Below are 25,638 nucleotides of genomic sequence, written 5' to 3' on the forward strand. Positions count from 1 at the left end.
CCGACGCTTCGACTCCGCCCCGCGTGGTAGCCGGTACGGAGGCATGTCCGGAGCACGCCCCGGCTCCGTGCTCCGTGTGCCCGGACACAGCGGGAATGCGCGCCCCTTAGGATCCGTTGGGTGGGGTGAGAGCTTCGAGAGGAGCTCCCTCCGGTCCGACGACGCAGTCCAGAGACGAGGAATCAAGCCGTGAGCGACGTCCGTAACGTGATCATCATCGGCTCCGGGCCCGCCGGCTACACGGCGGCGCTCTACACCGCGCGCGCGTCGCTGAAGCCGCTGGTCTTCGAGGGCGCAGTCACCGCCGGCGGTGCGCTCATGAACACCACCGAGGTGGAGAACTTCCCCGGCTTCCAGGACGGCATCATGGGCCCCGAGCTCATGGACAACATGCGAGCCCAGGCCGAGCGCTTCGGCGCCGAACTCATCCCGGACGACGTCGTCTCCGTCGACCTGACCGGTGACATCAAGACTGTCACGGACACCGCCGGCACCGTGCACAAGGCGAAGGCCGTCATCGTCACCACCGGCTCGCAGCACCGCAAGCTCGGTCTGCCGAACGAGGACGCGCTCTCCGGCCGCGGTGTCTCCTGGTGCGCCACCTGTGACGGCTTCTTCTTCAAGGACCAGGACATCGCCGTGATCGGCGGCGGAGACACCGCGATGGAGGAGGCCACCTTCCTCTCGCGCTTCGCCAAGTCCGTCACGATCGTCCACCGCCGCGACACCCTGCGCGCCTCCAAGGCGATGCAGGAGCGTGCGTTCGCCGACCCGAAGATCAAGTTCGTGTGGGACAGCGAGGTCGCCGAGATCCAGGGCGAGCAGAAGCTGTCGGGCCTGAAGCTGCGCAACCTCAAGACCGGCGAGCTGAGCGACCTGGCGGTCACCGGCCTGTTCATCGCGATCGGCCACGACCCGCGCACCGAACTCTTCAAGGGCCAGCTCGACCTGGACGAGGAGGGCTACCTCAAGGTCGCCTCCCCCTCGACCCGCACCAACATGACCGGTGTGTTCGCCGCCGGTGACGTCGTCGACCACACCTACCGCCAGGCGATCACCGCCGCGGGCACCGGCTGCTCCTCCGCTCTCGACGCCGAGCGCTTCCTCGCCGCCCTCGCGGACGAGGAGCAGGCCGAGCCCGAGAAGACCGCTGTCTGACCCCCGCCCACCCCGCCCCACCGCACACCAGTAAAAGGAGCCCCCGCCGTGGCCGACCTGAAGAACGTGACCGACGACTCCTTCGAGCAGGACGTCCTCAAGAGCGACAAGCCCGTCCTGGTGGACTTCTGGGCCGCCTGGTGCGGTCCGTGCCGCCAGATCGCTCCGTCGCTCGAGGCGATCGCCAAGGAGTACGGCGACAAGATCGAGGTCGTCAAGCTGAACATCGACGAGAACCCGGGTACGGCCGCCAAGTACGGCGTCATGTCCATCCCGACGCTGAACGTCTACCAGGGTGGCGAGGTCGCCAAGACCATCGTCGGTGCCAAGCCGAAGGCCGCGATCGTCCGCGACCTCGAGGACTTCATCGCCGAGTGAGGTTTCACGTGAAACATGAAGGGGCCGACCCGTGGGGGTCGGCCCCTTCGCGTTGCAGAATCTCGATCAGAGGGGACGGAGAGCCGGCTCCTTCTGCACAGCTCCCAGCAGTCGGTCGAGCGCCATCTCCACGTCTTCCTTCCAGGAGAGCGTCGTCCGTAGCTCCAGCCGCAGGCGCGGGTGAACAGGGTGCGGCCGCACGGTCTTGAAGCCCACGGCCAGGAGATGATCGGCCGGCAGGACACACGCCGGCTCCTTCCACCGCGCGTCCCCGAAGGCTTCAATCGCCTTGAAGCCCCGGCGCAGGAGGTCCTTGGCGACGGTCTGCACCATCACCCTCCCCAGTCCCTGCCCCTGGTAACCCGGCATGATGGACGCGGTGATCAGCTGCACCGCGTCCGGTGACACGGGGCTGGTGGGAAACGCCGTGGAGCGGGGCACATAGGCGGGCGGGGCATAGAGCACGAAACCCACTGGCGCGTCGTCGACATAGACGACCCGGCCGCAGGACCCCCAGTCCAGCAGGACGGCGGAGATCCACGACTCCTTCTCCAGGGCGGCCGTGCCGGCCTTTACCGCGGCCTCTCCGCTGACTGGGTCGAGTTCCCAGAAGACACACGACCGGCAGCGGTTGGGAAGGTCCTGAAGGTTGTCCAGCGTGAGCGGTACGAGCCGACGCCCCATGAAGGCTGTTCCTCGCTTCCTCCGCTCGCGGCGCCGCGAGCGGCTGTCATAGAGCTCCGTTCCCTCAGAAGGCTGCCGACGAAGCCGCCGACCGCCCCCAGCCCCAGGGCCGCGCTCATCAATCCGGTCCGGCTCACCGTTCCCATGGCCCCTGCCTCCCCTCAGAGGTTGCCTGGTGAATGCGCCACACCCGATCGCATCGTATCCACGATGCGATTCCATCGATACCGACTGACAGCAAAGAGCGGGCCGTGTCCGGTACACACCGGACACGGCCCGTCTGGCCGGTCACCGGCCCACAGAGGGTCGGCGGCCACACTTCCTACGCCTCGGACTCCTCGGAGTCCCCGTCGTGAAGGCCCTGCTGAAACACCGGTCCCTCGCCGGGAGCGAGCGTGCCGAGGATTCGCTCAAGGTCTTCCATCGACGCGAACTCGACGGTGATCTTGCCCTTCTTCTGCCCCAGGTCGACCTTCACGCGTGTCTCGAAACGGTCCGAGAGCCGGGTGGCGAGGTCCGTCAGCGCCGGGGAGACCCGGGTGCCGGCACGGGGCCCCTTGGCGCGCTGAGCGATCTGCGGCCGCGAACCCATCAGGGTCACGATCTCCTCGACGGCCCGCACCGAGAGCCCCTCCGCGACGATGCGGTGGGCCAGCCGATCCTGCTCCTCCGAGTCCTCGACTGAGAGCAGGGCCCGCGCATGACCGGCCGACAGCACGCCGGCCGCCACCCGGCGCTGCACGGCCGGCGAGAGCTTCAGCAGACGCAGTGTGTTGGACACCTGCGGGCGAGACCGGCCGATGCGGTCGGCCAGCTGGTCGTGGGTGCAGTTGAAGTCCTTCAGGAGCTGGTCGTAGGCGGCGGCCTCTTCCAGCGGGTTCAGCTGCGCGCGGTGCAGGTTCTCCAGAAGGGCGTCCAGAAGGAGCTTGTCGTCGTCCGTGGCCCGCACGATCGCCGGGATCGCGTCCAGGCCCGCCTCACGGCTGGCCCGCCAGCGCCGCTCGCCCATGATGAGCTCGTAGCGCGAGGGAGCGACCTGACGCACGACGACCGGCTGGAGAAGGCCGACCTCCTGAATGGAGGTCACCAGTTCCTGCAGAGCGTCCTCGTCGAAGACCTCACGGGGCTGGCGCGGGTTCGGGGTGATGGAGTCGAGGGGAAGCTCCGCGAAGTGAGCGCCCACCGGGGCCGCGGGAATCTCCTCGACACTGTGCTGCGACGGCACCTCGGTTTCATGTGAAACCGGCGGCAGCGTTGTCACCTTCGCCGCGGCCACTCCGCGCTCGGTCGTCAGCACCGGGACCGACGACGAGGACGCGGCACCGGCGCCTCCCACCGCGGCCGACGCCGGCGTCTTCTCCGTCGGGGCAGCGGGGATCAGTGCGCCGAGTCCACGGCCCAAACCCCTCCGTCGCTCGCTCACTGAATACCCTCCACCATGCTCGGGTTGCTCTGGGCGCCGATATGGGCCTGCGTCGGGTCGTAACTGACGCCGACACCCTTCAGCGCGATTTCTCGTGCCGCCTCAAGATAGGACAACGCACCGCTGGACCCCGGATCGTAGGTCAGCACTGTCTGTCCATAGCTCGGCGCCTCGGAGATACGGACCGAGCGGGGAATGCTCGTCCGCAGCACCTCGTCACCGAAGTGGGTGCGCACCTCTTCCGCGACCTGCGACGCGAGCCGCGTCCGGCCGTCGTACATGGTGAGCAGGATCGTCGATACGTGCAGGGCGGGGTTGAGGTGCCCCCGCACCAGGTCGACGTTGCGCAGCAGCTGGCCCAGACCCTCCAGCGCGTAGTACTCGCACTGGATCGGGATGAGGACCTCCGCACCGGCGACCAACGCGTTGACCGTCAGCAGACCGAGCGAGGGCGGGCAGTCGATGAGGATGTAGTCCAGTGGGTGCTCGTAGGCCTGGATCGCGCGCTGGAGCCTGCTCTCACGTGCCACCAGGGAGACCAGCTCGATCTCCGCACCGGCGAGATCGATCGTGGCGGGCGCGCAGAAGAGCCCCTCGACATCCGGGACGGGCTGAACGACGTCGGCCAGCGGCTTGCTGTCGATCAGAACGTCGTAGATGGACGGCACTTCGGCGTGGTGGTCGATCCCCAAGGCCGTCGACGCGTTGCCCTGCGGGTCGAGGTCGATCACGAGGACCCGGCCTCCGTGGACGGCCAGCGAAGCCGCGAGGTTGACCGTCGTCGTCGTCTTGCCCACGCCACCCTTCTGGTTGGCGACCACGATGACGCGGGTCTGCTCGGGCCGCGGCAGGCCCTCGCCTGCGCGACTCAGAGCTTCCACGGCCAGTTGGGCAGCACGACCGATCGGAGTGTCGTCCATCGGGGGCGGTGTTTCACGTGAAACATCCTCCCCCATCGACTCGGTACGGGGACCGGGGACCGGATCGGTCATCGGTCCCGCGATGTTGGCGTCGGACCGCAAGGATTCACTCTCCTCGACTTCAGGCTCGCAATGAACAGAGCCTCCCATGCCTTCGGGGTCGTGAACCAGTGAGGCCTGGGGTTCTGTGGAGAAATCCACCTCTGTGGACAGCTCCGTTCCCTCATCGAGTGAACCGAAAGGCTTGCGGTCGCGGGGTTCGGCCGCGGCGCGGCCCCGGCTGATGATGCCGTGCAGCAATGAGCGACGTTTCACGTGAAACACGATGCAGCGCAGCGGCGATCGAACTGTCGCGACACTCCGGATGCATAGGTTTGGCGCCTTGTGTGGAGTAAGTCTCGTCGTCAGGATGGATCACCGACGCCGACGAGTCCTGCCCGTCCGGGCCGCCTTGGCCCGCTTGGCCGCGAAGCGGACGCCGCCCGGGCTCTCGCCGACCTCCACTCGCACCACGGTGGACAAGGGATCCACCACGCCCTCACCGACGTGCAGGACCGACGTCTCCACGGCGCCGAGCTTGCTCAGGGCCGTGGCGGCGGCCTTCAGCTCCTCCTCGGCCGTGTCCCCCTTGAGGGCCAGCATCTCCCCGTACGGCCGCAGCAGCGGAATGCCCCACGCGGCCAGGCGGTCCAGCGGGGCCACGGCCCGTGCGGTCACGACGTGCACCGCCGGCAGCTTGCCCATGACCTCCTCGGCCCGGCCCCGCATGACCGTCACATGGTCCAGGCCCAGCAGCTCCACGACCTCCGTGAGGAAGTTCGTGCGCCGCAGCAGGGGCTCCAGCAGCGTGATCTTCAGGTCCTCCCGGACGAGGGCCAACGGAATACCGGGCAGACCGGCTCCCGAGCCCACGTCGCACACGGTCACGCCCTCGGGCACGACCTCCGAGAGCACGGCGCAGTTCAGCAGGTGCCGCTCCCACAGGCGGGGCACTTCGCGTGGCCCGATGAGACCGCGCTGCACACCCGCCTCGGCGAGCAGCTCCGCGTAGCGAACCGCGTCCGCGAAGCGATCACCGAACACCTCACGCGCCTGCTCGGGCGCAGGGGGGAGCTCCGCTGCCTCCGTCACGGGGACCGTCCTTCCGTACCGCATCGGCGCATCACAGCGCCGGCCACCAGAACTACCAGGCTGACAAAGTCCGGCCCCGTCTGCGCTACAGACGGGGCCGGAGGAACGTATGGATCCGATCAGGCGGGAAGCACGACGACGAAGCGCTGCGGCTCTTCGCCCTCGGACTCGCTGCGCAGGCCCGCGGCCTTGACCGCGTCGTGCACGACCTTGCGCTCGAAGGGCGTCATCGGCTTCATCTTCACCGGCTCACCGGTGTTCTTGACCTCGGCCGCGGCCTTGGAGCCCAGCTCGGAGAGTTCGGCGCGCTTCTGGGCGCGGTAGCCGGCGATGTCCAGCATCAGACGGCTGCGGTCGCCGGTCTCCCGGTGCACGGCCAGGCGCGTGAGCTCCTGGAGTGCCTCCAGCACCTCACCGTCACGGCCGACCAGCTTCTGCAGGTCTCGGCTCCCCGTGTCGCTGATGATCGAGACAGCGGCGCGGTCGGCCTCGACGTCCATGTCGATGTCGCCGTCGAGATCGGCGATGTCCAGCAGACCCTCGAGGTAGTCCGCCGCGATCTCGCCCTCCTGCTCCAGGCGGGTCAGGGTGTCTGCACCCTCGGCAGCGGCGGAGGTGGTGCCTTCCGTCACGGGATGGGCTCCTTCTTACTTCTTGGACGGGGACTTGGGGCGCTGCGGGCCCTTGCGCTGCCCGGACTGGGCCTTGCTGCGGGTGCCGCTGGCGGGCTGCGAGGCGGCCTTCTTGGCAGCGGCGGCAGGCTTGGCGTCCTCCGGCTTGGCGTCCTCGGGCTCGTCGGACTTGCTCAGCGACGTGGTCGGTCCGGAGTCGCCCGGCTTGGTCGGGCCGGACTGACGCTGGGCCTTGGTCTGACGCTTGGGCTGCTGACGCTTGGGGGCGGCGGCGCCGGTGGCCGGCGTACCGTCCTCGGTCTGCGTGACCACGGCGGCGTCGCTCTTCACCACGGTGCCGTCGGCCTGGGCGGCGAGGCCCGCCTTGGTGAGACCGTTGATGAACTTGCGCTCGAACTCGTTGCGGTCGCGGCCCTTGGCGACGATCGCCTTCACGATGGTCTTCTCGCTGCGCCGGCGGACCTTGCCGTGGTGCGTGACGTGCTTGGTCAGACGCTCCAGGTAGGCGGCCTGGGCCTTGGAACCCGGGGTCGGGTTGTTGTGGATGACGTACATCTGCTGGCCCATGGTCCACACGTTGGTGGTCAGCCAGTAGACGAGGACACCGACCGGGAAGTTGATGCCGAAGACGGCGAACATAACCGGGAAGACGTACATCAGCATCTTCTGCTGCTGCATGAACGGCGTCTTGACCGTGGTGTCGACGTTCTTCGTCATCAGCTGGCGCTGCGTGTAGAACTGCGACGCCGACATCAGGACGATCATGATCGCGGTGACGACCCGGACGTCGGTCAGGGAGGCGCCGAGCGACTCCACCTTCGCCGAGCTGTCGGTGAACTTCGCCGCCAGCGGGGCGCCGAAGATGTGCGCCTTACGGGCGCTGGCGAGCAGCGACTCGTTGATGACGCCGATCGTGGAGCCCGTCGCGATGCCGTTGAGCACGTGGTACAGGGCGAAGAAGAACGGCGACTGCGCCAGGATGGGAAGGCACGAGGAGAGCGGGTTGGTGCCCGTCTCCTTGTACAGCTTCATCATCTCTTCGGACTGGCGCTGCTTGTCGTTCTTGTAGCGCTCCTGGATCTTCTTCATCTCGGGCTGGAGCGTCTGCATCGCCCGAGTGGCCTTGATCTGCTTCACGAAGAGCGGGATCAGGCAGATCCGGATCAGGATCACCAGGGACACGATGGACAGGCCCCAGGCCCAGCCCGTGTCAGGACCGAAGATCTTCCCGTACACGGAGTGGAACTGGACGATGACCCATGAGACGGGTGTCGTGATGAAGCTGAAGAGGCTGGCAATCGTGTCCACTAATCATGCTCCTTGGGCATGGGACGAGGTCTCTGCGGCCGGGCTCGAAGGAGGATTCTCTTCGGTGCTCGAAACAGGATTCTCTTCGGGGGCCGTTTCGGCGGCGGAGGACCCGCCCCTGCGTGCACGCCACGCGTCACGCAGCATTTCGTGCCATCGCGGACGCTTGCGGGGCGGTACATGGTCCACACCGCCCAGCGACCACGGATTGCACCGCAGGATGCGCCAGGCGGTGAGCGCCGTGCCCTTGATCGCGCCGTGCCGGTCGATGGCCGTGTAGCCGTAGTGGGAACACGACGGGTAGTACTTGCACACCGGCCCGAGCAGCGGACTGATCGTCCACTGGTACAGCTTGATCAGAGCCAGCAGTGGGTACTTCATCGCGCGCCCCCTCCCAGCAACCGCTCGATGGCGGCATCCAGGTCTCGGGCCAGTTGTGCATGGTCGGCATCGCCCGCGCCGGGCAACGCTCGTACGACTACCAGGCTACCGGGGGGCAGGAGAGCCACCCGCTCGCGCATCAGATGACGCAGTCTGCGCTTGACCTTGTTGCGTACGACCGCACCACCCACGGCCTTGCTCACGACGAAACCCGCACGCGTCGGGGGAGCGCTCTCCCCAGGCGCGTGCGGGTCCGTGGCACCGCTACGAAGATGGACGACGAGGGACGGGCGTCCGGCCCGGCGCCCTCGTCGTACCGCGGTCGCGAAGTCCTCGCGCCGCCTCAGCCGGTTCTCGGTGGGCAGCACGACGGCATGACCTGACCGGGATCAGGCGGACAGGCTGGCGCGACCCTTGGCGCGACGGTTCGCGAGAATCGCACGGCCGGCACGGGTCCGCATCCGCAGACGGAAGCCGTGGGTCTTGGCGCGACGACGGTTGTTCGGCTGGAAGGTGCGCTTGCTCACTCGGGGGCTCCAGAGATCAAATCGGTGGTTGCGGGTGCCGTGCTGGCTGTCACCGTGCGCCCACGAGTAGCTCGCAGTTACGCCCGAGTGCACCGCTTCCCGATCACCTGACGCGATCTGTGCCCTTCGGAGGCAGGCGGCAGCAGCCATCGACAACTCGACCTGGTTACGGTACGCGGGGCTACGCCATCCGGTCAAACCAGGGATCACGGAGAGACACTATCCACAGGCTGGGGACAACAACTTGAACCGCACCCGTCGCCCTGACTACCGTGGCTGAACTCCGATTCATTCCCTTGAACCCTTGTTCATGGCTCCACCCCATTTGAATCCCGACCCGTCCCACAACCACACGTTCGTGGGACTCGTGAGAGAGCGTGCCCTGTGGCTGACGTACCTGCCGATCTTGCCGCAGTGTGGCCACGAGTACTCGAACAGCTCCTGGGTGAGGGCCGGGGACAGGGTGTGGAGACGAAGGACGAGCACTGGATCCGCCGCTGCCAGCCCCTCGCGCTCGTCGCCGACACCGCGCTGCTCGCCGTACCGAACGAGTTTGCGAAGGGTGTGCTCGAAGGGCGGCTCGCGCCGATCGTCAGCGAGACCCTGAGCCGCGAGTGTGGTCGTCCGATCCGCATCGCGATCACGGTCGACGACTCCGCGGGCGAGCCCCCCGCCCCTCCGGCGCCCCCGGCCCGCAGCCAGCAGCGTTACGAGGAACCCGAGCTCCCCTCCGGTGGCTACGACAACGGTCAGTACGACGGCTACGGCCGTCACCGCGCCGACGACCACCGCCCCGGCCGACCCGACCAGCTCCCCGGCGCCCCCGGGGACCAGCTGCCCACGGCCCGTCCCGCCTACCCGGGCGAGTACCAACGCCCCGAGCCCGGCGCCTGGCCGCGCCCCTCGCAGGACGACTACGGCTGGCAGCAGCAGCGTCTCGGCTTCCCGGAGCGGGACCCGTACGCGTCCCCGTCGCAGGAGTCCTACGGCTCCCCGCAGGACTCGTACAACCCCGGGGCCCAGGACTACCGCCCGCAGTCGATGGAGCGCCCCTCCTACGACAGCCCGCGCCCCGACTACGACCAGGGCCGTCCCGACTACGACCAGGGGCGTCCCGACTACGACAAGCCCCGCTCCGACTACGACCAGCCGCGCTCCGACTACGACCACGGGCGCCAGGACTACGACCAGCGGGACGGCCGCCGCGAGCTGCCCGAGCCGTCGGCCGGCTCCGGACACGTGCACCGCGGCGGCCCGGTCGGCTCCCAGCTGCCCGCCTCCAGCGGCGCCCCCGGCCCGCTGGCCGCGAAGCCCGCGCCGGCGAGCGGCCCCGGCGAGCCCACCGCGCGCCTGAATCCGAAGTACCTCTTCGACACGTTCGTCATCGGCGCCTCCAACCGCTTCGCGCACGCGGCCGCGGTGGCCGTGGCCGAGGCGCCGGCGAAGGCGTACAACCCTCTGTTCATCTACGGGGAGTCGGGGCTCGGCAAGACGCACCTGCTGCACGCGATCGGGCACTACGCGCGCAGCCTCTACCCGGGCACGCGCGTGCGGTACGTGAGCTCGGAGGAGTTCACCAACGAGTTCATCAACTCCATCCGCGACGGCAAGGGCGACAGCTTCCGCAAGCGCTACCGCGAGATGGACATCCTGCTCGTCGACGACATCCAGTTCCTCGCGGACAAGGAGTCGACGCAGGAGGAGTTCTTCCACACCTTCAACACGCTCCACAACGCCAACAAGCAGATCGTGCTCTCCAGCGACCGGCCGCCCAAGCAGCTGGTGACGCTGGAGGACCGGCTGCGGAACCGTTTCGAGTGGGGCCTGATCACCGACGTCCAGCCGCCCGAGCTGGAGACGCGGATCGCGATCCTCCGTAAGAAGGCGGTGCAGGAGCAGCTCAACGCCCCGCCGGAGGTGCTGGAGTTCATCGCCTCACGGATCTCGCGGAACATCCGTGAGCTGGAGGGCGCGCTGATCCGGGTGACGGCGTTCGCCTCCCTCAACCGGCAGCCGGTGGACCTGGGTCTGACGGAGATCGTCCTGAAGGACCTCATCCCCGGGGGCGAGGACTCGGCGCCCGAGATCACCTCGACGGCCATCATGAGCGCGACCGCCGACTACTTCGGCCTCACCGTCGAGGACCTGTGCGGCACCTCCCGCGGCCGCGCCCTGGTCACCGCCCGCCAGATCGCCATGTACCTGTGCCGTGAGCTGACGGACCTGTCGCTGCCGAAGATCGGCGCGCTGTTCGGCGGCCGCGACCACACGACGGTGATGCACGCGGACCGCAAGATCCGCAATCTGATGGCCGAGCGCCGCTCGATCTACAACCAGGTGACCGAGCTGACGAACCGCATCAAGAACGGCTGACACCGGCCGGCTCACGACGCCGAGGGCGCCTTTGGGGACGAGATCCCGGGGGCGCCCTTCTTCATGCCGTCGTAGCCGACTGTTCGATTACCTGCCTGGTTACGGCCTCCGTCCACAGATTCGGTGACTTTCTTCCGTCCACATCCTGGGGACTGCGAAGTTGTCCAGATCACGGTCCACAGGCACGCTGGCGAAAGACCGTCGGGCCAGGTCAGGTGGCTGTGGATTCGTGGACGAAGGATCTCCACAGACTGTGGACAGACGCGTGATCCACAAGCTGTGCACGAAGTTGTCCACCGACAACCCACAGGCTGAGGGCGGTTGTCCCCAGCGATCCCCAGCTTCTCCACATGGCTGTCCACTGTTCGGCAACGCGACCCGCCCGATCACCGGGCCGAGTGAAAGCCGTCACACGAAGGTGCCGGCTTGGGCTGTGGGAAAGGTGGGTAAAGCTGGGGACGACGCTGGGGAGAAGTCGCCTCAGCCTGTGCACGGGGTGTGCAGAACTTTCCGTTCTCCACAGAACCCCTGAGTTGTCCACCGGCTTCGCCCACAGGGCCCGTGGACAAAATCTCGCACCTGAGCTGGGAAAACAGGGTTATCCACGGTATCCACAGGCCCTACTACTACTCCCGACTAGAGAGAGCGAGAAGTCCGTTTCGAAGAGGGCCCTGTGCACAACTCGCCGTCCGGCTCCCGGCTGCCCCTCGTCACGACTTGACCCCGAGAGGCACCTACTGTCAGTGCCGTGCGTCAGACTGTTCCCCGGTGTCCTTCCCCTCACAGGGGGCCCACTACACCGGGACGAGCACCGAGACAGACGACGAGCCACGCAGGCCGAGAAGCGCCGGCAACAGCAGGAGGCGGCAACAGTGAAGATCCGGGTGGAACGCGACGTACTCGCGGAGGCCGTGGCCTGGGCGGCGCGCAGCCTTCCGGCCCGTCCGCCGGCGCCTGTCCTCGCCGGCCTCCTGCTGAAGGCCGAGGACGGGGCTCTGAGCCTGTCCAGCTTCGACTACGAGGTCTCCGCGCGTGTGTCGGTGGAGGCGGAGGTCGAGGAGGAGGGCACGGTCCTCGTCTCCGGCCGGCTGCTCGCCGACATCTGCCGCGCCCTGCCCAACCGCCCGGTGGAGATCTCCACAGACGGTGTACGGGCGACGGTGGTCTGCGGCTCCTCGCGGTTCACCCTCCACACCCTGCCTGTGGAGGAGTACCCGGCGCTGCCGCAGATGCCGAACGCGACGGGCACGGTCCCCGGCGAGGTCTTCGCCTCGGCCGCCTCCCAGGTGGCCATCGCGGCCGGCCGTGACGACACACTGCCCGTCCTGACCGGTGTGCGCATCGAGATCGAGGGCGACACGGTCACGCTGGCCTCCACCGACCGCTACCGCTTCGCGGTCCGCGAGTTCCTGTGGAAGCCGGAGAACCCGGAGGCGTCCGCCGTGGCCCTGGTGCCGGCGAAGACCCTCCTGGACACCGCCAAGGCGCTGACCAGCGGCGACAGCGTGACGCTGGCGCTGTCCGGCTCGGGCGCCGGCGAGGGCCTGATCGGTTTCGAGGGCGCGGGCCGACGTACCACCACGCGGCTGCTGGAGGGCGACCTCCCGAAGTACCGCACGCTGTTCCCGACCGAGTTCAACTCCGTCGCCGTGATCGAGACCGCCCCCTTCGTGGAGGCCGTCAAGCGTGTGGCCCTGGTGGCCGAGCGCAACACCCCGGTGCGGCTGAGCTTCGAGCAGGGCGTGCTCATCCTGGAGGCCGGCTCCAGCGACGACGCACAGGCTGTGGAAAGGGTCGACGCGCAGCTGGAGGGCGACGACATCTCGATCGCCTTCAACCCGACGTTCCTGCTGGACGGCCTGAGCGCGATCGACTCCCCGGTGGCCCAGCTGTCCTTCACGACCTCGACGAAGCCCGCGCTGCTGAGCGGCAAGCCGGCTCTGGACGCCGAGGCGGACGAGGCCTACAAGTACCTGATCATGCCGGTGCGGCTGAGCGGCTGACGCGGCCGAACGTCCGTCGGGTTGTCCACAGGACGTGGACAACCCGACGTCCCTCTGGGGAGAAGCCGCAGGTGAGGGCGTACGTATGAGCGCGTATGCCCACAGGTGTGCGCGAGCGTCCAGGTTTAGGCTTTCGGACACAGGTACGAACGTGCCTCACACGCCACACAGCGACCTAAGGAACAACTCTGATGGAGCTCGGTCTCGTCGGCCTCGGCAAGATGGGCGGCAACATGCGCGAGCGGATCCGCCGCGCGGGCCACACCGTCGTCGGATTCGACCGCAACCCGGACCTCGCGGACGTCCACAGCCTCAAAGAGCTTGTGGAGAGCCTCGCGGCGCCGCGCGTGGTCTGGGTGATGGTCCCGGCCGGTGCCCCCACCCAGTCGACGATCGACGAACTGGCCGAGCTGCTGCAGCCGGGCGACGTCGTCGTGGACGGCGGCAACTCCCGCTGGACGGACGACGAGAAGCACGCCGAGGAGCTCGCGGCCAAGGGCATCGGCTTCGTCGACTGCGGCGTCTCCGGTGGCGTCTGGGGCCTGGAGAACGGCTACGCGCTGATGTACGGCGGCGACGCGGAGAACGTCGCCAAGGTGCAGCCGGTCTTCGACGCCCTCAAGCCCGAGGGGACGTTCGGCGCGGTGCACGCCGGCAGGGTCGGTGCGGGCCACTTCGCGAAGATGGTCCACAACGGCATCGAGTACGCGATGATGCAGGCCTACGCCGAGGGCTGGGAGCTGCTGGAGAAGGTCGACTCGGTCACGGACGTGCGCGAGGTCTTCCGCTCCTGGCAGGAGGGCACGGTCATCCGCTCCTGGCTGCTGGACCTGGCGGTGAACGCCCTGGACGAGGACGAGCACCTCGACAGGCTGAAGGGTTTTGCACAGGACTCCGGTGAGGGACGCTGGACTGTGGAAGCCGCCATCGACAACGCCGTGCCGCTCCCGGCGATCACGGCCTCCCTCTTCGCGCGGTTCGCGTCGCGCCAGGAGGACTCTCAGCAGATGAAGATGATCGCGGCGCTGCGCAACCAGTTCGGCGGCCACGCAGTCGAGAAGAAGTAATCCACAGGGCCGTCGAGAACGGCCCACAACCTGGGGGAGATCGGCGACCGACCATGCACGTCACGCATCTGTCGCTGGCCGACTTCCGCTCGTACGTCCGGGTCGAGGTCCCGCTCGACCCGGGCGTCACCGCCTTCGTCGGCCCCAACGGCCAGGGCAAGACCAACCTCGTCGAGGCGGTCGGCTATCTCGCCACCCTCGGCAGCCACCGCGTCGCCTCCGACGCCCCCCTGGTGCGCATGGGCGCCGACCGGGCGGTCATCCGGGCGCAGGTCAGACAGGGCGAGCGGCAGCAGCTGGTCGAGCTGGAGCTGAACCCGGGCAAGGCCAACCGGGCCCGCATCAACAGGTCCTCGCAGGTCAAGCCGCGTGACGTGCTGGGCATCGTACGGACCGTGCTGTTCGCGCCGGAGGACCTGGCCCTGGTCAAGGGCGATCCCGGGGAGCGGCGGCGCTTCCTCGACGAGCTGATCACCGCCCGCTCCCCGCGCATGGCCGGCGTGCGCTCGGACTACGAACGCGTCCTCAAGCAGCGCAACACCCTGCTGAAGAGCGCCGCGCTGGCCCGGCGCCACGGCGGCCGCTCCATGGACCTGTCCACGCTCGACGTGTGGGACCAGCATCTGGCGCGCGCGGGCGCGGAGTTGCTCGCCCAGCGCCTGGACCTGATCGCCGCGATCCAGCCGCTGGCCGACAAGGCGTACGAGCAACTGGCCCCCGGCGGCGGACCGGTGGCCCTCGACTACAAGCCCTCGGCCCCCGGTGAGGCGCACACCCGGGAGGATCTCTACGAGCAGTTGATGGCGGCGCTCGCGGAGGCTCGCAAGGGCGAGATCGAGCGGGGCGTCACCCTCGTCGGACCGCACCGGGACGATCTGCTGCTGAAACTGGGTCAGTTGCCCGCCAAGGGGTACGCGTCGCACGGCGAGTCCTGGTCGTACGCGCTGGCGCTGCGGCTGGCCTCCTACGACCTGCTGCGCGCGGAGGGCAACGAACCGGTGCTGGTGCTGGACGACGTCTTCGCCGAGCTGGACACGCGCCGCAGGGAGAGGCTGGCGGAGCTGGTCGCGCCCGGCGAGCAGGTGCTGGTGACGGCCGCGGTGGACGACGACGTGCCGCACGTACTGACCGGGACGCGGTACACGGTGTCGGAGGGGACGGTGGAGCGCGTATGACCGACCAGGAGCCCACGCCCGAGAAGCCCGCCGAACCCAGTGGCGTCGACCTCGCGCGCGTGGCGTTGCGCGCGGCGAAGGAAGCGGCACGCGCGCGTGGGGACGCCGCGCAGCAGAAGAAGCAGGCGCGGCGCGGCGGGCTGCGTTCCGGTGCCCGGGCCGACGGGCGCGACCCGATGGCGTTCGGCGCAGCGATCAACCGTCTGATCACCGAGCGCGGCTGGGAGGCGCCGGCCGCGGTGGGCGGGGTGATGGGGCGTTGGCCGCAGATCGTCGGTGAGGACGTGGCCAAGCACTGTGTGCCGGAGAAGTACGACGAGGACGAGCGGGTGCTCGTCGTGCGGTGCGATTCCACGGCCTGGGCGACGAATCTGCGGTTGCTCGCGCCGACCTTGGTGGCGCGTCTCAACGAGGATCTCGGGCACGGCCGCGTGCGGGTGATCAAGGTGCAGGGCCCCGGCGGCCCCGCCCGTCGCTACGGTCCTCTGCGCGCCCCCGGCAGCACCGGCCCCGGCGATACGTACGGGTGACAGACCTCACATCCACAGGCTGTGGGCGGCCTGATCGCACACCGGTCGGCCATGCCGTCGTACGTCCGCGCGCGGTCGCCAATCGGGACCTGACTCCCAAGTAGCCAAGGGTTGACAGTCAGAAGCGCTGAACGCCTCTGTGAGCCTCTTGGAGCCCCGCTCCGTATATGGGGACCCGGAGAAGACCGGTTGAGGGCGGCACATGCGGACTCAGGTACCGGCAAACCCCCATCACTGTCGGCGCTACCGGTAGACTGGAAGCCAATCCCGCCCCAGTCGTGGGGACGCCCGGGAAAAGCTGAGCAACGCTGATCAAGGCTTACCAACGCAACATGCCGCAGCCGCTCCGGCAACCTGCCGCCGAGCCCGGCTCGTGCTGTGCCAGAAAGGGCGCTTCGTGGCCGATTCCGGCAACCCCAACGAGAACATCCCGTCCACCGACGCCGGCGAGAACGACGCGGTGACTTCGTCGAACGGCGAGGTCACCGCCTCGTACGACGCCAGCGCCATCACCGTCCTCGAAGGCCTGGACGCGGTCCGCAAGCGCCCCGGCATGTACATCGGTTCGACCGGTGAGCGAGGACTGCACCACCTCGTGTACGAGGTCGTCGACAACTCGGTCGACGAGGCACTGGCGGGTTACGCGGACACCATCGACGTGACGATCCTGGCCGACGGCGGCGTGCGCGTCGTCGACAACGGCCGAGGCATCCCGGTCGGCATCGTGCCCTCCGAGGGCAAGCCCGCCGTCGAGGTCGTGCTGACGGTGCTGCACGCGGGCGGCAAGTTCGGCGGCGGCGGCTACGCGGTCTCCGGCGGTCTGCACGGCGTGGGCGTCTCCGTCGTCAACGCCCTGTCGTCGAAGGTCTCCGTCGAGGTCAGGACCGACGGCCACCGCTGGACGCAGGACTACAAGATGGGCGTCCCGACCGCCCCGCTCGTCAAGCACGAGGCGATCGAGGAGACCGGCACGGCGGTCACCTTCTGGGCCGACGGCGACATCTTCGAGACCACCGAGTACTCCTTCGAGACGCTCTCGCGGCGCTTCCAGGAGATGGCGTTCCTCAACAAGGGACTGACCATCAAGCTCACCGACGAGCGCGAGTCGGCGAAGGCGACCACCGGGGCGGACGAGGCCGGCGCGGACGTCAAGGACGAGGTCAAGACCGTCACGTACCACTACGAGGGCGGCATCGTCGACTTCGTGAAGTACCTCAACTCCCGCAAGGGAGAGGTGGTGCACCCCACCGTCATCGACCTGGAGGCGGAGGACAAGGACAAGAGCCTGTCCCTCGAGGTCGCGATGCAGTGGAACAGCGGCTACAGCGAGGGCGTGTACTCCTTCGCCAACATCATCCACACGCACGAGGGCGGTACGCACGAAGAGGGCTTCCGCGCCGCGTTGACGAACCTGATCAACAAGTACGCGCGCGACAAGAAGCTGCTGCGGGAGAAGGACGACAACCTCACGGGCGACGACATCCGCGAGGGTCTGACCGCGATCATCTCGGTGAAGCTGAGCGAGCCTCAGTTCGAGGGCCAGACGAAGACCAAGCTGGGCAACACGGAGGCCAAGACCTTCGTGCAGAAGGCGGTCTACGAGCACCTCCAGGACTGGCTGGACCGCAACCCGAACGAGGCGGCGGACATCGTCCGCAAGGGCATCCAGGCGGCCACCGCGCGCGTGGCGGCCCGCAAGGCCCGCGACCTCACCCGCCGCAAGGGCCTGCTGGAATCGGCCTCCCTGCCGGGCAAGCTGTCGGACTGCCAGTCCAACGACCCCACCAAGTGCGAGATCTTCATCGTCGAGGGTGACTCCGCCGGCGGCTCGGCCAAGTCCGGCCGCAACCCGCAGTACCAGGCGATCCTCCCGATCCGAGGCAAGATCCTCAACGTCGAGAAGGCGCGGATCGACAAGATCCTGCAGAACCAGGAGATCCAGGCGCTGATCTCGGCCTTCGGCACGGGTGTGCACGAGGACTTCGACATCGAGAAGCTCCGCTACCACAAGATCATCCTGATGGCGGACGCCGACGTCGACGGCCAGCACATCAGCACCCTGCTGCTGACCTTCCTGTTCCGCTTCATGCGGCCGCTGGTCGAGGCCGGGCACGTGTACCTGTCGCGCCCCCCGCTCTACAAGATCAAGTGGGGTCGGGACGACGTGGAGTACGCCTACTCGGACCGCGAGCGCGACGCACTGATCGAGATGGGCCGCCAGCGTGGCAAGCGCGTCCGCGAGGACTCCATCCAGCGCTTCAAGGGCCTCGGCGAGATGAACGCCGAGGAGCTGCGCGTGACGACCATGGACCAGGAGCACCGCGTCCTCGGCCAGGTCACCCTCGACGACGCCGCCCAGGCCGACGACCTGTTCTCGGTCCTGATGGGCGAGGACGTCGAGGCCCGGCGCCAGTTCATCCAGCGCAACGCCAAGGACGTCCGCTTCCTCGACATCTGAGTCGGTCTCAGCTGACCGCACCAGGAAGGATCTTCACCAGCAATGGCCGACGAGAACACCCCCGTCACCCCTGAAGAGGGCGGCGACCTCGTGATGCGTGTCGAGCCCGTCGGGCTCGAGACGGAGATGCAGCGCTCGTACCTGGACTACGCGATGTCCGTCATCGTGTCCCGTGCGCTGCCCGACGTCCGGGACGGTCTCAAGCCCGTCCACCGCCGCGTCCTGTACGCGATGTACGACGGCGGCTACCGCCCCGAGCGCGGCTTCTACAAGTGCGCCCGCGTGGTCGGCGACGTCATGGGCAACTACCACCCGCACGGCGACAGTTCGATCTACGACGCGCTGGTCCGGCTCGCGCAGCCGTGGTCGATGCGGATGCCGCTGGTGGACTCCAACGGCAACTTCGGCTCTCCGGGCAACGACCCGGCGGCGGCCATGCGCTACACCGAGTGCAAGATGGCGCCGCTGTCGATGGAGATGGTCCGTGACATCGACGAGGAGACCGTCGACTTCACGGACAACTACGACGGCCGCTCCCAGGAGCCGACCGTCCTGCCGGCCCGCTTCCCGAACCTGCTGATCAACGGCTCGGCCGGTATCGCGGTCGGCATGGCGACCAACATCCCGCCGCACAACCTGCGCGAGGTCGCGGCCGGCGCCCAGTGGTACCTGGAGAACCCGGAAGCGAGTCACGAGGAGCTCCTTGACGCCCTCATGGAGCGCATCAAGGGCCCCGACTTCCCGACCGGCGCCCTCGTCGTCGGCCGCAAGGGCATCGAGGAGGCCTACCGCACGGGCCGCGGCTCGATCACCATGCGCGCGGTCGTCGAGGTCGAGGAGATCCAGAACCGCCAGTGCCTGGTGGTCACGGAGCTGCCGTACCAGACCAACCCCGACAACCTCGCGCAGAAGATCGCCGACCTGGTCAAGGACGGCAAGATCGGCGGCATCGCCGACGTCCGCGACGAGACGTCCTCGCGCACCGGCCAGCGCCTGGTCATCGTGCTCAAGCGGGACGCGGTCGCCAAGGTCGTCCTGAACAACCTCTACAAGCACACGGACCTGCAGTCGAACTTCGGCGCCAACATGCTGGCGCTGGTCGACGGCGTCCCGCGCACGCTCTCCCTGGACGCGTTCATCCGCCACTGGGTGACGCACCAGATCGAGGTCATCGTCCGCCGTACGCGCTTCCGGCTGCGCAAGGCCGAGGAGCGCGCGCACATCCTGCGCGGCCTGCTGAAGGCCTTGGACGCCATCGACGAGGTCATCGCGCTGATCCGGCGCAGCGACACCGTCGAGATCGCGCGCGGGGGCCTGATGGACCTCCTGGAGATCGACGAGATCCAGGCGAACGCCATCCTCGAGATGCAGCTGCGCCGGCTCGCGGCCCTGGAGCGGCAGAAGATCGTCCAGGAGCACGACGAACTCCAGGCGAAGATCAACGAGTACAACGAGATCCTCGCCTCCCCGGTCCGCCAGCGCGGCATCGTCAGCGAGGAACTCGCCGCGATCGTCGAGAAGTACGGCGACGACCGCAAGACGAAGCTGGTGCCCTTCGACGGCGACATGTCCATCGAGGACCTGATCGCCGAGGAGGACATCGTCGTCACCGTCACCCGCGGCGGTTACGTCAAGCGCACCAAGACGGACGACTACCGGGCGCAGAAGCGCGGCGGCAAGGGCGTGCGCGGCGCGAAGCTGAAGGAAGACGACATCGTCGACCACTTCTTCGTCTCCACCACCCACCACTGGCTGCTGTTCTTCACCAACAAGGGCCGGGTGTACCGGGCCAAGGCGTACGAGCTTCCCGACGCCGGCCGTGACGCGCGCGGCCAGCACGTCGCGAACCTGCTGGCCTTCCAGCCGGACGAGGCGATCGCCGAGATCCTCGCGATCCGTGACTACGAGGCGGCGCCCTACCTGGTCCTGGCGACCAAGGGGGGTCTGGTGAAGAAGACGCCTCTGAAGGATTACGATTCGCCACGTTCCGGAGGCGTCATCGCGATCAACCTCCGTGAAACGGCGGACGGTTCCGACGACGAACTGATCGGAGCGGAGCTTGTATCGGCCGAGGACGATCTGCTTCTGATCAGCAAGAAGGCGCAGTCGATCAGGTTCACCGCCACGGACGACGCTCTGCGGCCCATGGGCCGGGCCACCTCCGGTGTCAAGGGCATGAGTTTCCGCGAGGGCGATGAACTTCTGTCGATGAATGTTGTTCGACCCGGTACGTTCGTGTTCACTGCCACAGACGGCGGGTACGCGAAGCGGACCGCAGTCGACGACTACCGCGTCCAGGGTCGCGGAGGCCTCGGTATCAAGGCCGCCAAGATCGTGGAGGACCGCGGTTCGCTGGTCGGCGCGCTGGTGGTCGAGGAGACCGACGAGATCCTCGCCATCACGCTGTCGGGTGGTGTGATTCGTACGCGAGTCAACGAGGTCAGGGAGACGGGCCGTGACACCATGGGCGTCCAACTGATCAACCTGGGCAAGCGCGATGCCGTGGTCGGCATCGCACGTAACGCCGAGGCGGGGCGCGAGGCGGAGGAGGTCGACGGTGACGACACCGTGGACGAGACCGCCGAAGGTGCCGCGACCACCGGCACGGACGAGGGTGAGTCGCCCTCGGCCGAGTAGCACGAGGAGTGAGTCATCGTGAGCGGAGCCACGGGCGCCGGATCGCCCGGTACCTCGACGGGTACGGATGCGGACGGCGGCGGCCGTGGCTCCGCCGCGCGTGCGGCGGATCCGCACACGACCCAACTTCGCAAGGTCGAGGCGGACCCGACCAGTCCGCCCCCGGCCGACTCCCAGGGATCCCAAGGGGGAACCGTGACGGACACCCGTGGTCCGCAGACGCAGCAGCCGGCCGGCACGGCCCCGCCCGCGCCGGGCGACCGGCCCACGGCGCAGCCCTCGGCACAGGCCGCCCCGCCGCAGCAGGCGGCCTCCCCGCTCCCGGGTGAGCGGGGACCGCAGCAGCCCGCCGGGCCCTACCACCCGCCGCAGGCCTACCCCAACCCGGCGGCCGCGGGGCCGGAGCGGACCTCGACCGGTGCCGTACGCCGTCCCCGGACCGGCGCGCGCACCACTCCCCGTATCCGCAAGGCCCGTCTGCGGGTGGCGAAGGCCGACCCGTGGTCGGTGATGAAGATGAGCTTCCTGCTCTCCATCGCGCTGGGCATCTGCACGGTCGTGGCCTCGGTGGTGCTGTGGATGGTCATGGACGCGATGGGGGTCTTCTCGTCGGTGGGCGGCACCCTCTCGGAGGCGACCGGCTCCAACGAGTCGAACGGTTTCGACCTCCAGTCGTTCCTGTCGCTGCCGCACGTGGTGATGTTCGCCTCGATCATCGCGGTCATCGACGTCGTCCTCGCGACGGCGCTGGCGACCCTCGGCGCCTTCATCTACAACCTCTCCGCGGGCTTCGTCGGGGGCATCGAGCTGACGCTCGCCGAGGACGAGTGAGCCCTGACGGCTATCGATTTTGGGACTGCCCACGTCGTGCGCTAATCTTCAGGAGTCAGCGCGCGGGACACACCCCGCAGAGCGCGGCGGGGCTATAGCTCAGTTGGTTAGAGCGCATCCCTGATAAGGATGAGGCCACAGGTTCAAATCCTGTTAGCCCCACCAGCGAAAAGACCTCCTGCTCACGTGAGTAGGAGGTCTTTGACATCTACGGCTGACATCAGCCGATGAGCGGGTCTTCCAGAAGCTCGGCGAGCATGCCGACCGCTTCGCGCTCGCTGTCGCCCACAACGTGCGTGTAGACGTCCATGGTCATGCTGATCTGGCTGTGCCGCAGGATTGCCTGAGCGACCTTGGGATGCACCTTCAGGAAGGCGAGCAGGGTGCCGCAGGTGTGCCGGGCGAGCCGGACCGTGATTCGCCGCACACCGGCCCTCCGGACGAGGCGGTCAAAGGTCCGGGAGAAGCCGACCGGGTCGATCATGCCGCCGTGCTCAGACGAGAAGATCAGGTCCTGCCCTGCATCCTGCGCCCAATGGGCACCGGCAATCTTGCGTTCCAGCTCCTGGAGCTCCCGACGCTCCTCCAGGGCCCGCGCGCAGAACGCCGGCAGCGGGAGGACCGCCTGTGAGGACTCGGTCTTGAGGTCTTTCAGCACCAGACCGGCGCCCTTGACGCGCTGCACCTGCTTGACCGGGGTGAACTGGTGCGCCTCGAAGTCGACGTCCTGCCAGCGCAGGCCCAGGACCTCACTGCGGCGCAGACCGAGGACCAGGACGAGCACGCAGGCCGCGTAGAGCCGGTGAGCTCGGACAGCCCGAAGGAAAGTGATCGCCTCACGCGCGTTCCAGGCCGTACCCCTGTCCTTGGTGACCTTGGGCATGTCGACCAGGAGCGCGACGTTGCGGGTGATCAGCTCCTCGCGCATGGCCCTGTTGAGGGCGTTCCGCAGGACGCGCAGCACCTCGAATCGAGCCGAGGCGCCCACCTCCTCCCGCTTCAGCGCGGCCATGAACGTACGGACCTGGGCCGGAGTGAGCTTGACCAAGGACTTCTTGGCGAGATGCGGCAGCAGATACAGCCTGACCTTGGACTCGTACTTCACGTACGTGTTGTGCTCGCGCTCCGGTTTCACGATGTGCTCAAGCCAGTAGGTCAGCCACTCACCCACCGTCCAGGAACGAGACGGCACGGGGATGCCGTTGCGCTCCTGGTCCTGGAGCTTGCCGAGCTTCTCGTTCGCCTCGTCCCAGGTGGCGCCATAGACGTACTTACGGACGCGGTTGCCCTCGGTGTCGGTGACGTACGCGGCGCCCTGATAGCGGCCGTCCTTGCGCTTGGCGATCGTCCCCCCGCCGTTGGGTCGCCTCTTGGCCATCAGGCACCCCTCTCGATCTGCCGGCGGATGAAGTCCGCGACCGAATCGGCCGGGATGCGGCGGCAGCCATCGACCTTGATGGAGACCAGGCGATGCGTACGGATCAGGTCGTAGACCTTGGTCCGGCCGACCTTGAGTAGCGCCATGACCTCAGGCACCTTCAGCAGCTCGGGCGAGGCGGTGGTCATGCGGCTACTCCTTCCAGGTCGGATTGGTCTTGCAGGGCCTCGCGTGCGATCTCTCGGTTCAGTTGGATGTCGCGGTGGATGTTGGCGGCGAGCCAGGATTCGCCGGGGGTGTGGCCGTGGCCGGCGTAGGTCCAGTGGGCGAGGGTGAGCGTGGTCGCCTCCGGGTTGTCGTCGGGGTCGGGGAGGCCGAGGGCGGCGCGTTGCTGGGCGGCGCGGTAGTCGGCGCGGGTCTGGCGGAGGGCGCCCAACGTGGTGGAGTAGCGGCGGGACTTGGTGGAGAAGTGGCCGCGGAAGCCGAGCATGTGGGCCCAGTCGCGCAGTTTCCGGTCCGGGTAGAGCGGGTGGAGATCGAGGCATGCGGCGATGAGTCGGGCGGGGTGGTCGGGCACGCCGAGGAGGACCAGGGCCTCTTTGTTGCCGATCCGGCGGTCCACGGTGCCGATGGTCTCGGCCGCTTTGGTGGCGTACTTGGCGACGTAGGAGGCCACAGCTTGCTCGGTGATCTCTTCGCCACGGCCGAAGGCGCCGATGGGCTGGATGTCGAGCTGAGTGCCCCAGCACAGGGTGCGCTCCGGGAGCTCCCCCGCGGCGGGAACATCGATGGCGACGCGGGCGGCGGCAGCGCGGATTGCGTCGGTGAGCAGGTCGAGAGTGGCCCAAGCCGGAGGCGGATCGTCGGGCCCATCGGGGCCGTCGAACCGGATCACGGCATGGAAGTGCACGGCACCCCGCTTCTGATACTCGGCGACCTTGCCGAAGGAGACCCGCGACTGTTCCCGTGCTGCCTTCTGCGTGAGTCCGGCCCGCTTGGCGATCTCGCGGCGCAGGTAGATCGTGAAGTAGCGCCACAGCTCGGAGGCGTGGTTGTTCCACAGCACCGCGCCCGCGTAGTCGTAGGACTCGGGATCGAGCGGCGTGCCCAGTTCGGGCGCATCCTCACCGTGACGGAGGCCGCAGCGGCAGGGCCGGTTGCCAGGCCGGTTATGGACCGGCCCGAAGCTCGGAGCGGTGAGGGTGGCAAAGACCCGGGGATGATCCCGAATGGTGTGCGGGGTGCCCTTGGCGGGATCGCCGACGAGACCGGCCCGGATGAGGTGGTAGGTGTCCCCGGCGTAGGTCCAGGCGCAGGCCGGGCAACGCGAGGCGCGCCGATTACCGCACGCGATCCGGAGCATGCCCCCGGGCTCGGTCTCCGTGGAGTACGCGTGCAACACGGTCTTGGTCGCCGGGTCGATCGTCTTCGTGGCGCCGATCAGCCGGATGGGATCAGAGCAGCCGCCCGTGCGGCGGATCTGTTCTTGCCAGCGGTCGAAGTCGGTCCGATTGGCCACCCTCAGCACGTCGGCGAGGGTGACCGCATCAAGGCCCGCCAGGGTGGCGGCATCGGTCACGTGGTCACCTCCGGTTGTGGGCGGGGCCGTGGCTGGCTGTGTAGCCCTCGACAAGTGCACGGACCTGGGCGTCGCCCTTAGCCGTGGCGGAGGCGCCGCAGTGGCAGACCGCCGAGGCGGTCGCGGGGGCGGTCGGAGACGGCTTGCTGACGTGGAGGCCCGGACGCTCCAGGGTCGGAGTGAGGGCAGCCACGGGGCTCACCTCCCGGTCCGGGCGAGGGCGGGGGCGGGGAGGGCGTGGCCGGTGCCGTCGCAGACGGGGCAGACGACGCGGAGCAGGGTGCGGGAGCCGTCACGGTGACGCGTGCCAGTGGTGATCGAGACGGCGCAGAAGCCGTCGCAGTGGTGGCAGACCGGACGGTTCGGGGTGTGGACAGGCATGATGAGGACAGCCCTTTCAGGTCGAAAGATCGGGAAGTGGTGGAGCCGTCCGGGGCGGCGGAAACTTGGCGGTTGAGGCCGCCCCGGAGGGCGCTACTTGCGGTAGCGGCGCGCGGACCGGACGGGCCGGGGGCGCGTCTTGCGCGGCGCGCGGGAGCGCCGGGGGGCGCCCGCGCGGGATAACTCTTTGTGCTTGCCGTGGTGGAGCGTGTAGCTGATCCCGCCGGATGCGGAGAGGACCGCGACCGCGGCGGCGGCGATGACCTGGACGACGAAGGCGACCACGAGCAGAACGGCGATCGATCCGGCCGTGATGACGAGCGCTAGGACGATCGGGCCTTTGTAGGAGCGCGGGGCTTCCTGGACGATCACGACCTTGTGCAGGTCGGTGCCGTGCGGGATGTGCCGGTAGATGTCGGCCGGGATGTGGCCGGCACGCATCTGGTCTTCGGGTAACTGCACGGTTCTGCCCTCCCTGTCAGGCGGTGCAGCGGTGGGTGCGGGCGGCGAGTTCGGCAGCCGAGCGGTCGCCGTGCTCGGTGGAGAAGCCGCAGTTGGGAGCGGTGCAGGCGGCGGTGTGCTTGGTCTGGCCACGGCCGTTGTTGAACGTGCCGACCTTGACGGGGCCTATGCGGATCACGTTGTAGAAGCGGTTCGGGCGCACGGGTAGAACCTCCATTTCTG

Annotated in this window: 26 protein-coding genes and 1 tRNA gene; 11 read left to right on the forward strand and 16 right to left on the reverse strand. The window is 68.3% G+C overall.

The genetic code is table 11. The features are described 5' to 3' along the window. Positions 1-189 precede the first annotated feature (189 nt). Together trxB and trxA are read left to right on the forward strand one after the other, a co-directional pair. The gene (trxB, locus tag FBY22_RS40830) at positions 190-1,158 is read left to right on the forward strand and encodes a thioredoxin-disulfide reductase (protein ID WP_142153581.1); all 969 of its coding nucleotides are present in this window, start codon (positions 190-192) and stop codon (positions 1,156-1,158) included. 48 nt (positions 1,159-1,206) lie between these two features. After that, positions 1,207-1,536, forward strand: coding sequence for a thioredoxin (gene trxA / locus FBY22_RS40835; RefSeq protein WP_058924306.1), 330 nt, complete (start codon positions 1,207-1,209; stop codon positions 1,534-1,536). Between the two features lie 66 nt (positions 1,537-1,602). Here the strand turns inward: trxA and FBY22_RS40840 are convergent, their stop codons facing one another. From FBY22_RS40840 to rpmH, 9 genes are all read right to left on the reverse strand, one after another. After that, positions 1,603-2,220, reverse strand: coding sequence for a GNAT family N-acetyltransferase (locus FBY22_RS40840; protein ID WP_142153583.1), 618 nt, complete (start codon positions 2,218-2,220; stop codon positions 1,603-1,605). Between the two features lie 322 nt (positions 2,221-2,542). Beyond that, entirely contained in the window at positions 2,543-3,643 is a 1,101-nt protein-coding gene (locus tag FBY22_RS40845; RefSeq protein WP_142153585.1) for a ParB/RepB/Spo0J family partition protein, read from the reverse strand. Next, a complete protein-coding gene (locus FBY22_RS40850) occupies positions 3,640-4,713 on the reverse strand; it encodes a ParA family protein (protein ID WP_142154642.1) in 1,074 nt (357 codons plus the stop codon). Before FBY22_RS40850 ends, FBY22_RS40845 begins: the two co-directional genes overlap by 4 nt. A gap of 264 nt (positions 4,714-4,977) precedes the next feature. Continuing rightward, a complete protein-coding gene (rsmG, locus tag FBY22_RS40855) occupies positions 4,978-5,694 on the reverse strand; it encodes a 16S rRNA (guanine(527)-N(7))-methyltransferase RsmG (RefSeq protein WP_142153587.1) in 717 nt (238 codons plus the stop codon). A 119-nt stretch (positions 5,695-5,813) separates the two neighbouring features. After that, entirely contained in the window at positions 5,814-6,326 is a 513-nt protein-coding gene (locus tag FBY22_RS40860; RefSeq protein WP_142153589.1) for a R3H domain-containing nucleic acid-binding protein, read from the reverse strand. Between the two features lie 15 nt (positions 6,327-6,341). Further along, on the reverse strand, positions 6,342-7,634 hold the full coding sequence (yidC, locus tag FBY22_RS40865; RefSeq protein WP_142153591.1) for a membrane protein insertase YidC: 1,293 nt from the start codon (positions 7,632-7,634) through the stop codon (positions 6,342-6,344). A gap of 3 nt (positions 7,635-7,637) precedes the next feature. After that, positions 7,638-8,015 (reverse strand): membrane protein insertion efficiency factor YidD, encoded by a 378-nt coding sequence (gene yidD, locus FBY22_RS40870; RefSeq protein ID WP_142153593.1) that lies wholly within the window; start codon positions 8,013-8,015, stop codon positions 7,638-7,640. Then, positions 8,012-8,383, reverse strand: a complete 372-nt coding sequence (rnpA, locus tag FBY22_RS40875) for a ribonuclease P protein component (protein ID WP_142153595.1) — start codon at positions 8,381-8,383, stop codon at positions 8,012-8,014. The genes yidD and rnpA overlap by 4 nt, the downstream gene beginning before the upstream one ends. A 21-nt stretch (positions 8,384-8,404) precedes the next feature. Next, positions 8,405-8,542 (reverse strand): 50S ribosomal protein L34, encoded by a 138-nt coding sequence (gene rpmH / locus FBY22_RS40880; RefSeq protein WP_015659252.1) that lies wholly within the window; start codon positions 8,540-8,542, stop codon positions 8,405-8,407. A gap of 384 nt (positions 8,543-8,926) precedes the next feature. Between rpmH and dnaA the strand changes: the two genes are divergently transcribed. The 9 genes from dnaA to FBY22_RS40935 all read left to right on the forward strand — a co-directional run bounded on the left by dnaA (position 8,927) and on the right by FBY22_RS40935 (position 21,781). Then, positions 8,927-10,915, forward strand: coding sequence for a chromosomal replication initiator protein DnaA (dnaA, locus tag FBY22_RS40890; protein WP_142153597.1), 1,989 nt, complete (start codon positions 8,927-8,929; stop codon positions 10,913-10,915). 872 nt (positions 10,916-11,787) lie between these two features. Then, on the forward strand, positions 11,788-12,918 hold the full coding sequence (gene dnaN, locus FBY22_RS40900) for a DNA polymerase III subunit beta (protein ID WP_058924298.1): 1,131 nt from the start codon (positions 11,788-11,790) through the stop codon (positions 12,916-12,918). A gap of 191 nt (positions 12,919-13,109) precedes the next feature. Beyond that, positions 13,110-13,985, forward strand: a complete 876-nt coding sequence (gnd, locus tag FBY22_RS40905) for a phosphogluconate dehydrogenase (NAD(+)-dependent, decarboxylating) (RefSeq protein ID WP_142153601.1) — start codon at positions 13,110-13,112, stop codon at positions 13,983-13,985. A 53-nt stretch (positions 13,986-14,038) separates the two neighbouring features. After that, positions 14,039-15,160, forward strand: a complete 1,122-nt coding sequence (recF, locus tag FBY22_RS40910; RefSeq protein ID WP_142153603.1) for a DNA replication/repair protein RecF — start codon at positions 14,039-14,041, stop codon at positions 15,158-15,160. After that, positions 15,157-15,690, forward strand: a complete 534-nt coding sequence (locus tag FBY22_RS40915; RefSeq protein ID WP_142153605.1) for a DUF721 domain-containing protein — start codon at positions 15,157-15,159, stop codon at positions 15,688-15,690. Before recF ends, FBY22_RS40915 begins: the two co-directional genes overlap by 4 nt. Before the next feature lie 397 nt (positions 15,691-16,087). Beyond that, positions 16,088-18,148: a DNA topoisomerase (ATP-hydrolyzing) subunit B gene (gene gyrB / locus FBY22_RS40920; RefSeq protein ID WP_142153607.1), complete on the forward strand. Its 2,061-nt coding sequence runs from the start codon at positions 16,088-16,090 to the stop codon at positions 18,146-18,148. A 42-nt stretch (positions 18,149-18,190) separates the two neighbouring features. Beyond that, the gene (gene gyrA / locus FBY22_RS40925) at positions 18,191-20,785 is read left to right on the forward strand and encodes a DNA gyrase subunit A (RefSeq protein WP_142153608.1); all 2,595 of its coding nucleotides are present in this window, start codon (positions 18,191-18,193) and stop codon (positions 20,783-20,785) included. Between the two features lie 18 nt (positions 20,786-20,803). After that, complete coding sequence (locus FBY22_RS40930; RefSeq protein ID WP_142153610.1) at positions 20,804-21,616, forward strand: DUF3566 domain-containing protein; 813 nt, start codon at positions 20,804-20,806, stop codon at positions 21,614-21,616. A gap of 88 nt (positions 21,617-21,704) precedes the next feature. After that, positions 21,705-21,781: transfer RNA gene (locus tag FBY22_RS40935), tRNA-Ile, on the forward strand. A 55-nt stretch (positions 21,782-21,836) separates the two neighbouring features. On the opposite strand, the gene FBY22_RS40940 is transcribed toward FBY22_RS40935, so the two are convergent. From FBY22_RS40940 to FBY22_RS40970, 7 genes are all read right to left on the reverse strand, one after another. Further along, complete coding sequence (locus FBY22_RS40940) at positions 21,837-22,994, reverse strand: site-specific integrase (protein WP_142153612.1); 1,158 nt, start codon at positions 22,992-22,994, stop codon at positions 21,837-21,839. Beyond that, positions 22,994-23,182, reverse strand: coding sequence for a helix-turn-helix domain-containing protein (locus FBY22_RS40945; protein WP_142153614.1), 189 nt, complete (start codon positions 23,180-23,182; stop codon positions 22,994-22,996). Before FBY22_RS40945 ends, FBY22_RS40940 begins: the two co-directional genes overlap by 1 nt. Continuing rightward, positions 23,179-24,573, reverse strand: coding sequence for a replication initiator protein RepSA (gene repSA / locus FBY22_RS40950; protein ID WP_142153616.1), 1,395 nt, complete (start codon positions 24,571-24,573; stop codon positions 23,179-23,181). The genes FBY22_RS40945 and repSA overlap by 4 nt, the downstream gene beginning before the upstream one ends. A gap of 4 nt (positions 24,574-24,577) precedes the next feature. Continuing rightward, positions 24,578-24,766 carry a hypothetical protein gene (locus FBY22_RS45610; RefSeq protein ID WP_142153618.1) on the reverse strand — a complete coding sequence of 63 codons (189 nt, stop codon included), beginning with the start codon at positions 24,764-24,766 and terminating at the stop codon, positions 24,578-24,580. Positions 24,767-24,771: 5 nt separating this feature from the next. Continuing rightward, positions 24,772-24,954 (reverse strand): hypothetical protein, encoded by a 183-nt coding sequence (locus FBY22_RS40960; protein WP_142153620.1) that lies wholly within the window; start codon positions 24,952-24,954, stop codon positions 24,772-24,774. A gap of 93 nt (positions 24,955-25,047) precedes the next feature. Continuing rightward, complete coding sequence (locus tag FBY22_RS40965) at positions 25,048-25,416, reverse strand: hypothetical protein (RefSeq protein ID WP_260845377.1); 369 nt, start codon at positions 25,414-25,416, stop codon at positions 25,048-25,050. 16 nt (positions 25,417-25,432) lie between these two features. After that, positions 25,433-25,618, reverse strand: a complete 186-nt coding sequence (locus tag FBY22_RS40970; RefSeq protein WP_142151957.1) for a mobile element transfer protein — start codon at positions 25,616-25,618, stop codon at positions 25,433-25,435. Between the last annotated feature and the right edge of the window lie 20 nt (positions 25,619-25,638).

The organism is Streptomyces sp. SLBN-31 (assembly GCF_006715395.1).
GTDB lineage: Bacteria > Actinomycetota > Actinomycetes > Streptomycetales > Streptomycetaceae > Streptomyces.

Coding starts and splice junctions, on each gene's coding strand:
- gyrA (WP_142153608.1), top strand. CDS start 18,191: ATGGCCGACGAGAACACCCCCGTCACCCCTGAAGAGGGCGGCGACCTC.
- yidD (WP_142153593.1), bottom strand. CDS start 8,015: ATGAAGTACCCACTGCTGGCTCTGATCAAGCTGTACCAGTGGACGATC.
- FBY22_RS40960 (WP_142153620.1), bottom strand. CDS start 24,954: ATGCCTGTCCACACCCCGAACCGTCCGGTCTGCCACCACTGCGACGGC.
- gnd (WP_142153601.1), top strand. CDS start 13,110: ATGGAGCTCGGTCTCGTCGGCCTCGGCAAGATGGGCGGCAACATGCGC.
- recF (WP_142153603.1), top strand. CDS start 14,039: ATGCACGTCACGCATCTGTCGCTGGCCGACTTCCGCTCGTACGTCCGG.
- FBY22_RS40915 (WP_142153605.1), top strand. CDS start 15,157: ATGACCGACCAGGAGCCCACGCCCGAGAAGCCCGCCGAACCCAGTGGC.
- FBY22_RS40850 (WP_142154642.1), bottom strand. CDS start 4,713: ATGGGAGGCTCTGTTCATTGCGAGCCTGAAGTCGAGGAGAGTGAATCC.
- FBY22_RS40840 (WP_142153583.1), bottom strand. CDS start 2,220: ATGGGGCGTCGGCTCGTACCGCTCACGCTGGACAACCTTCAGGACCTT.
- FBY22_RS40940 (WP_142153612.1), bottom strand. CDS start 22,994: ATGGCCAAGAGGCGACCCAACGGCGGGGGGACGATCGCCAAGCGCAAG.
- FBY22_RS40945 (WP_142153614.1), bottom strand. CDS start 23,182: ATGACCACCGCCTCGCCCGAGCTGCTGAAGGTGCCTGAGGTCATGGCG.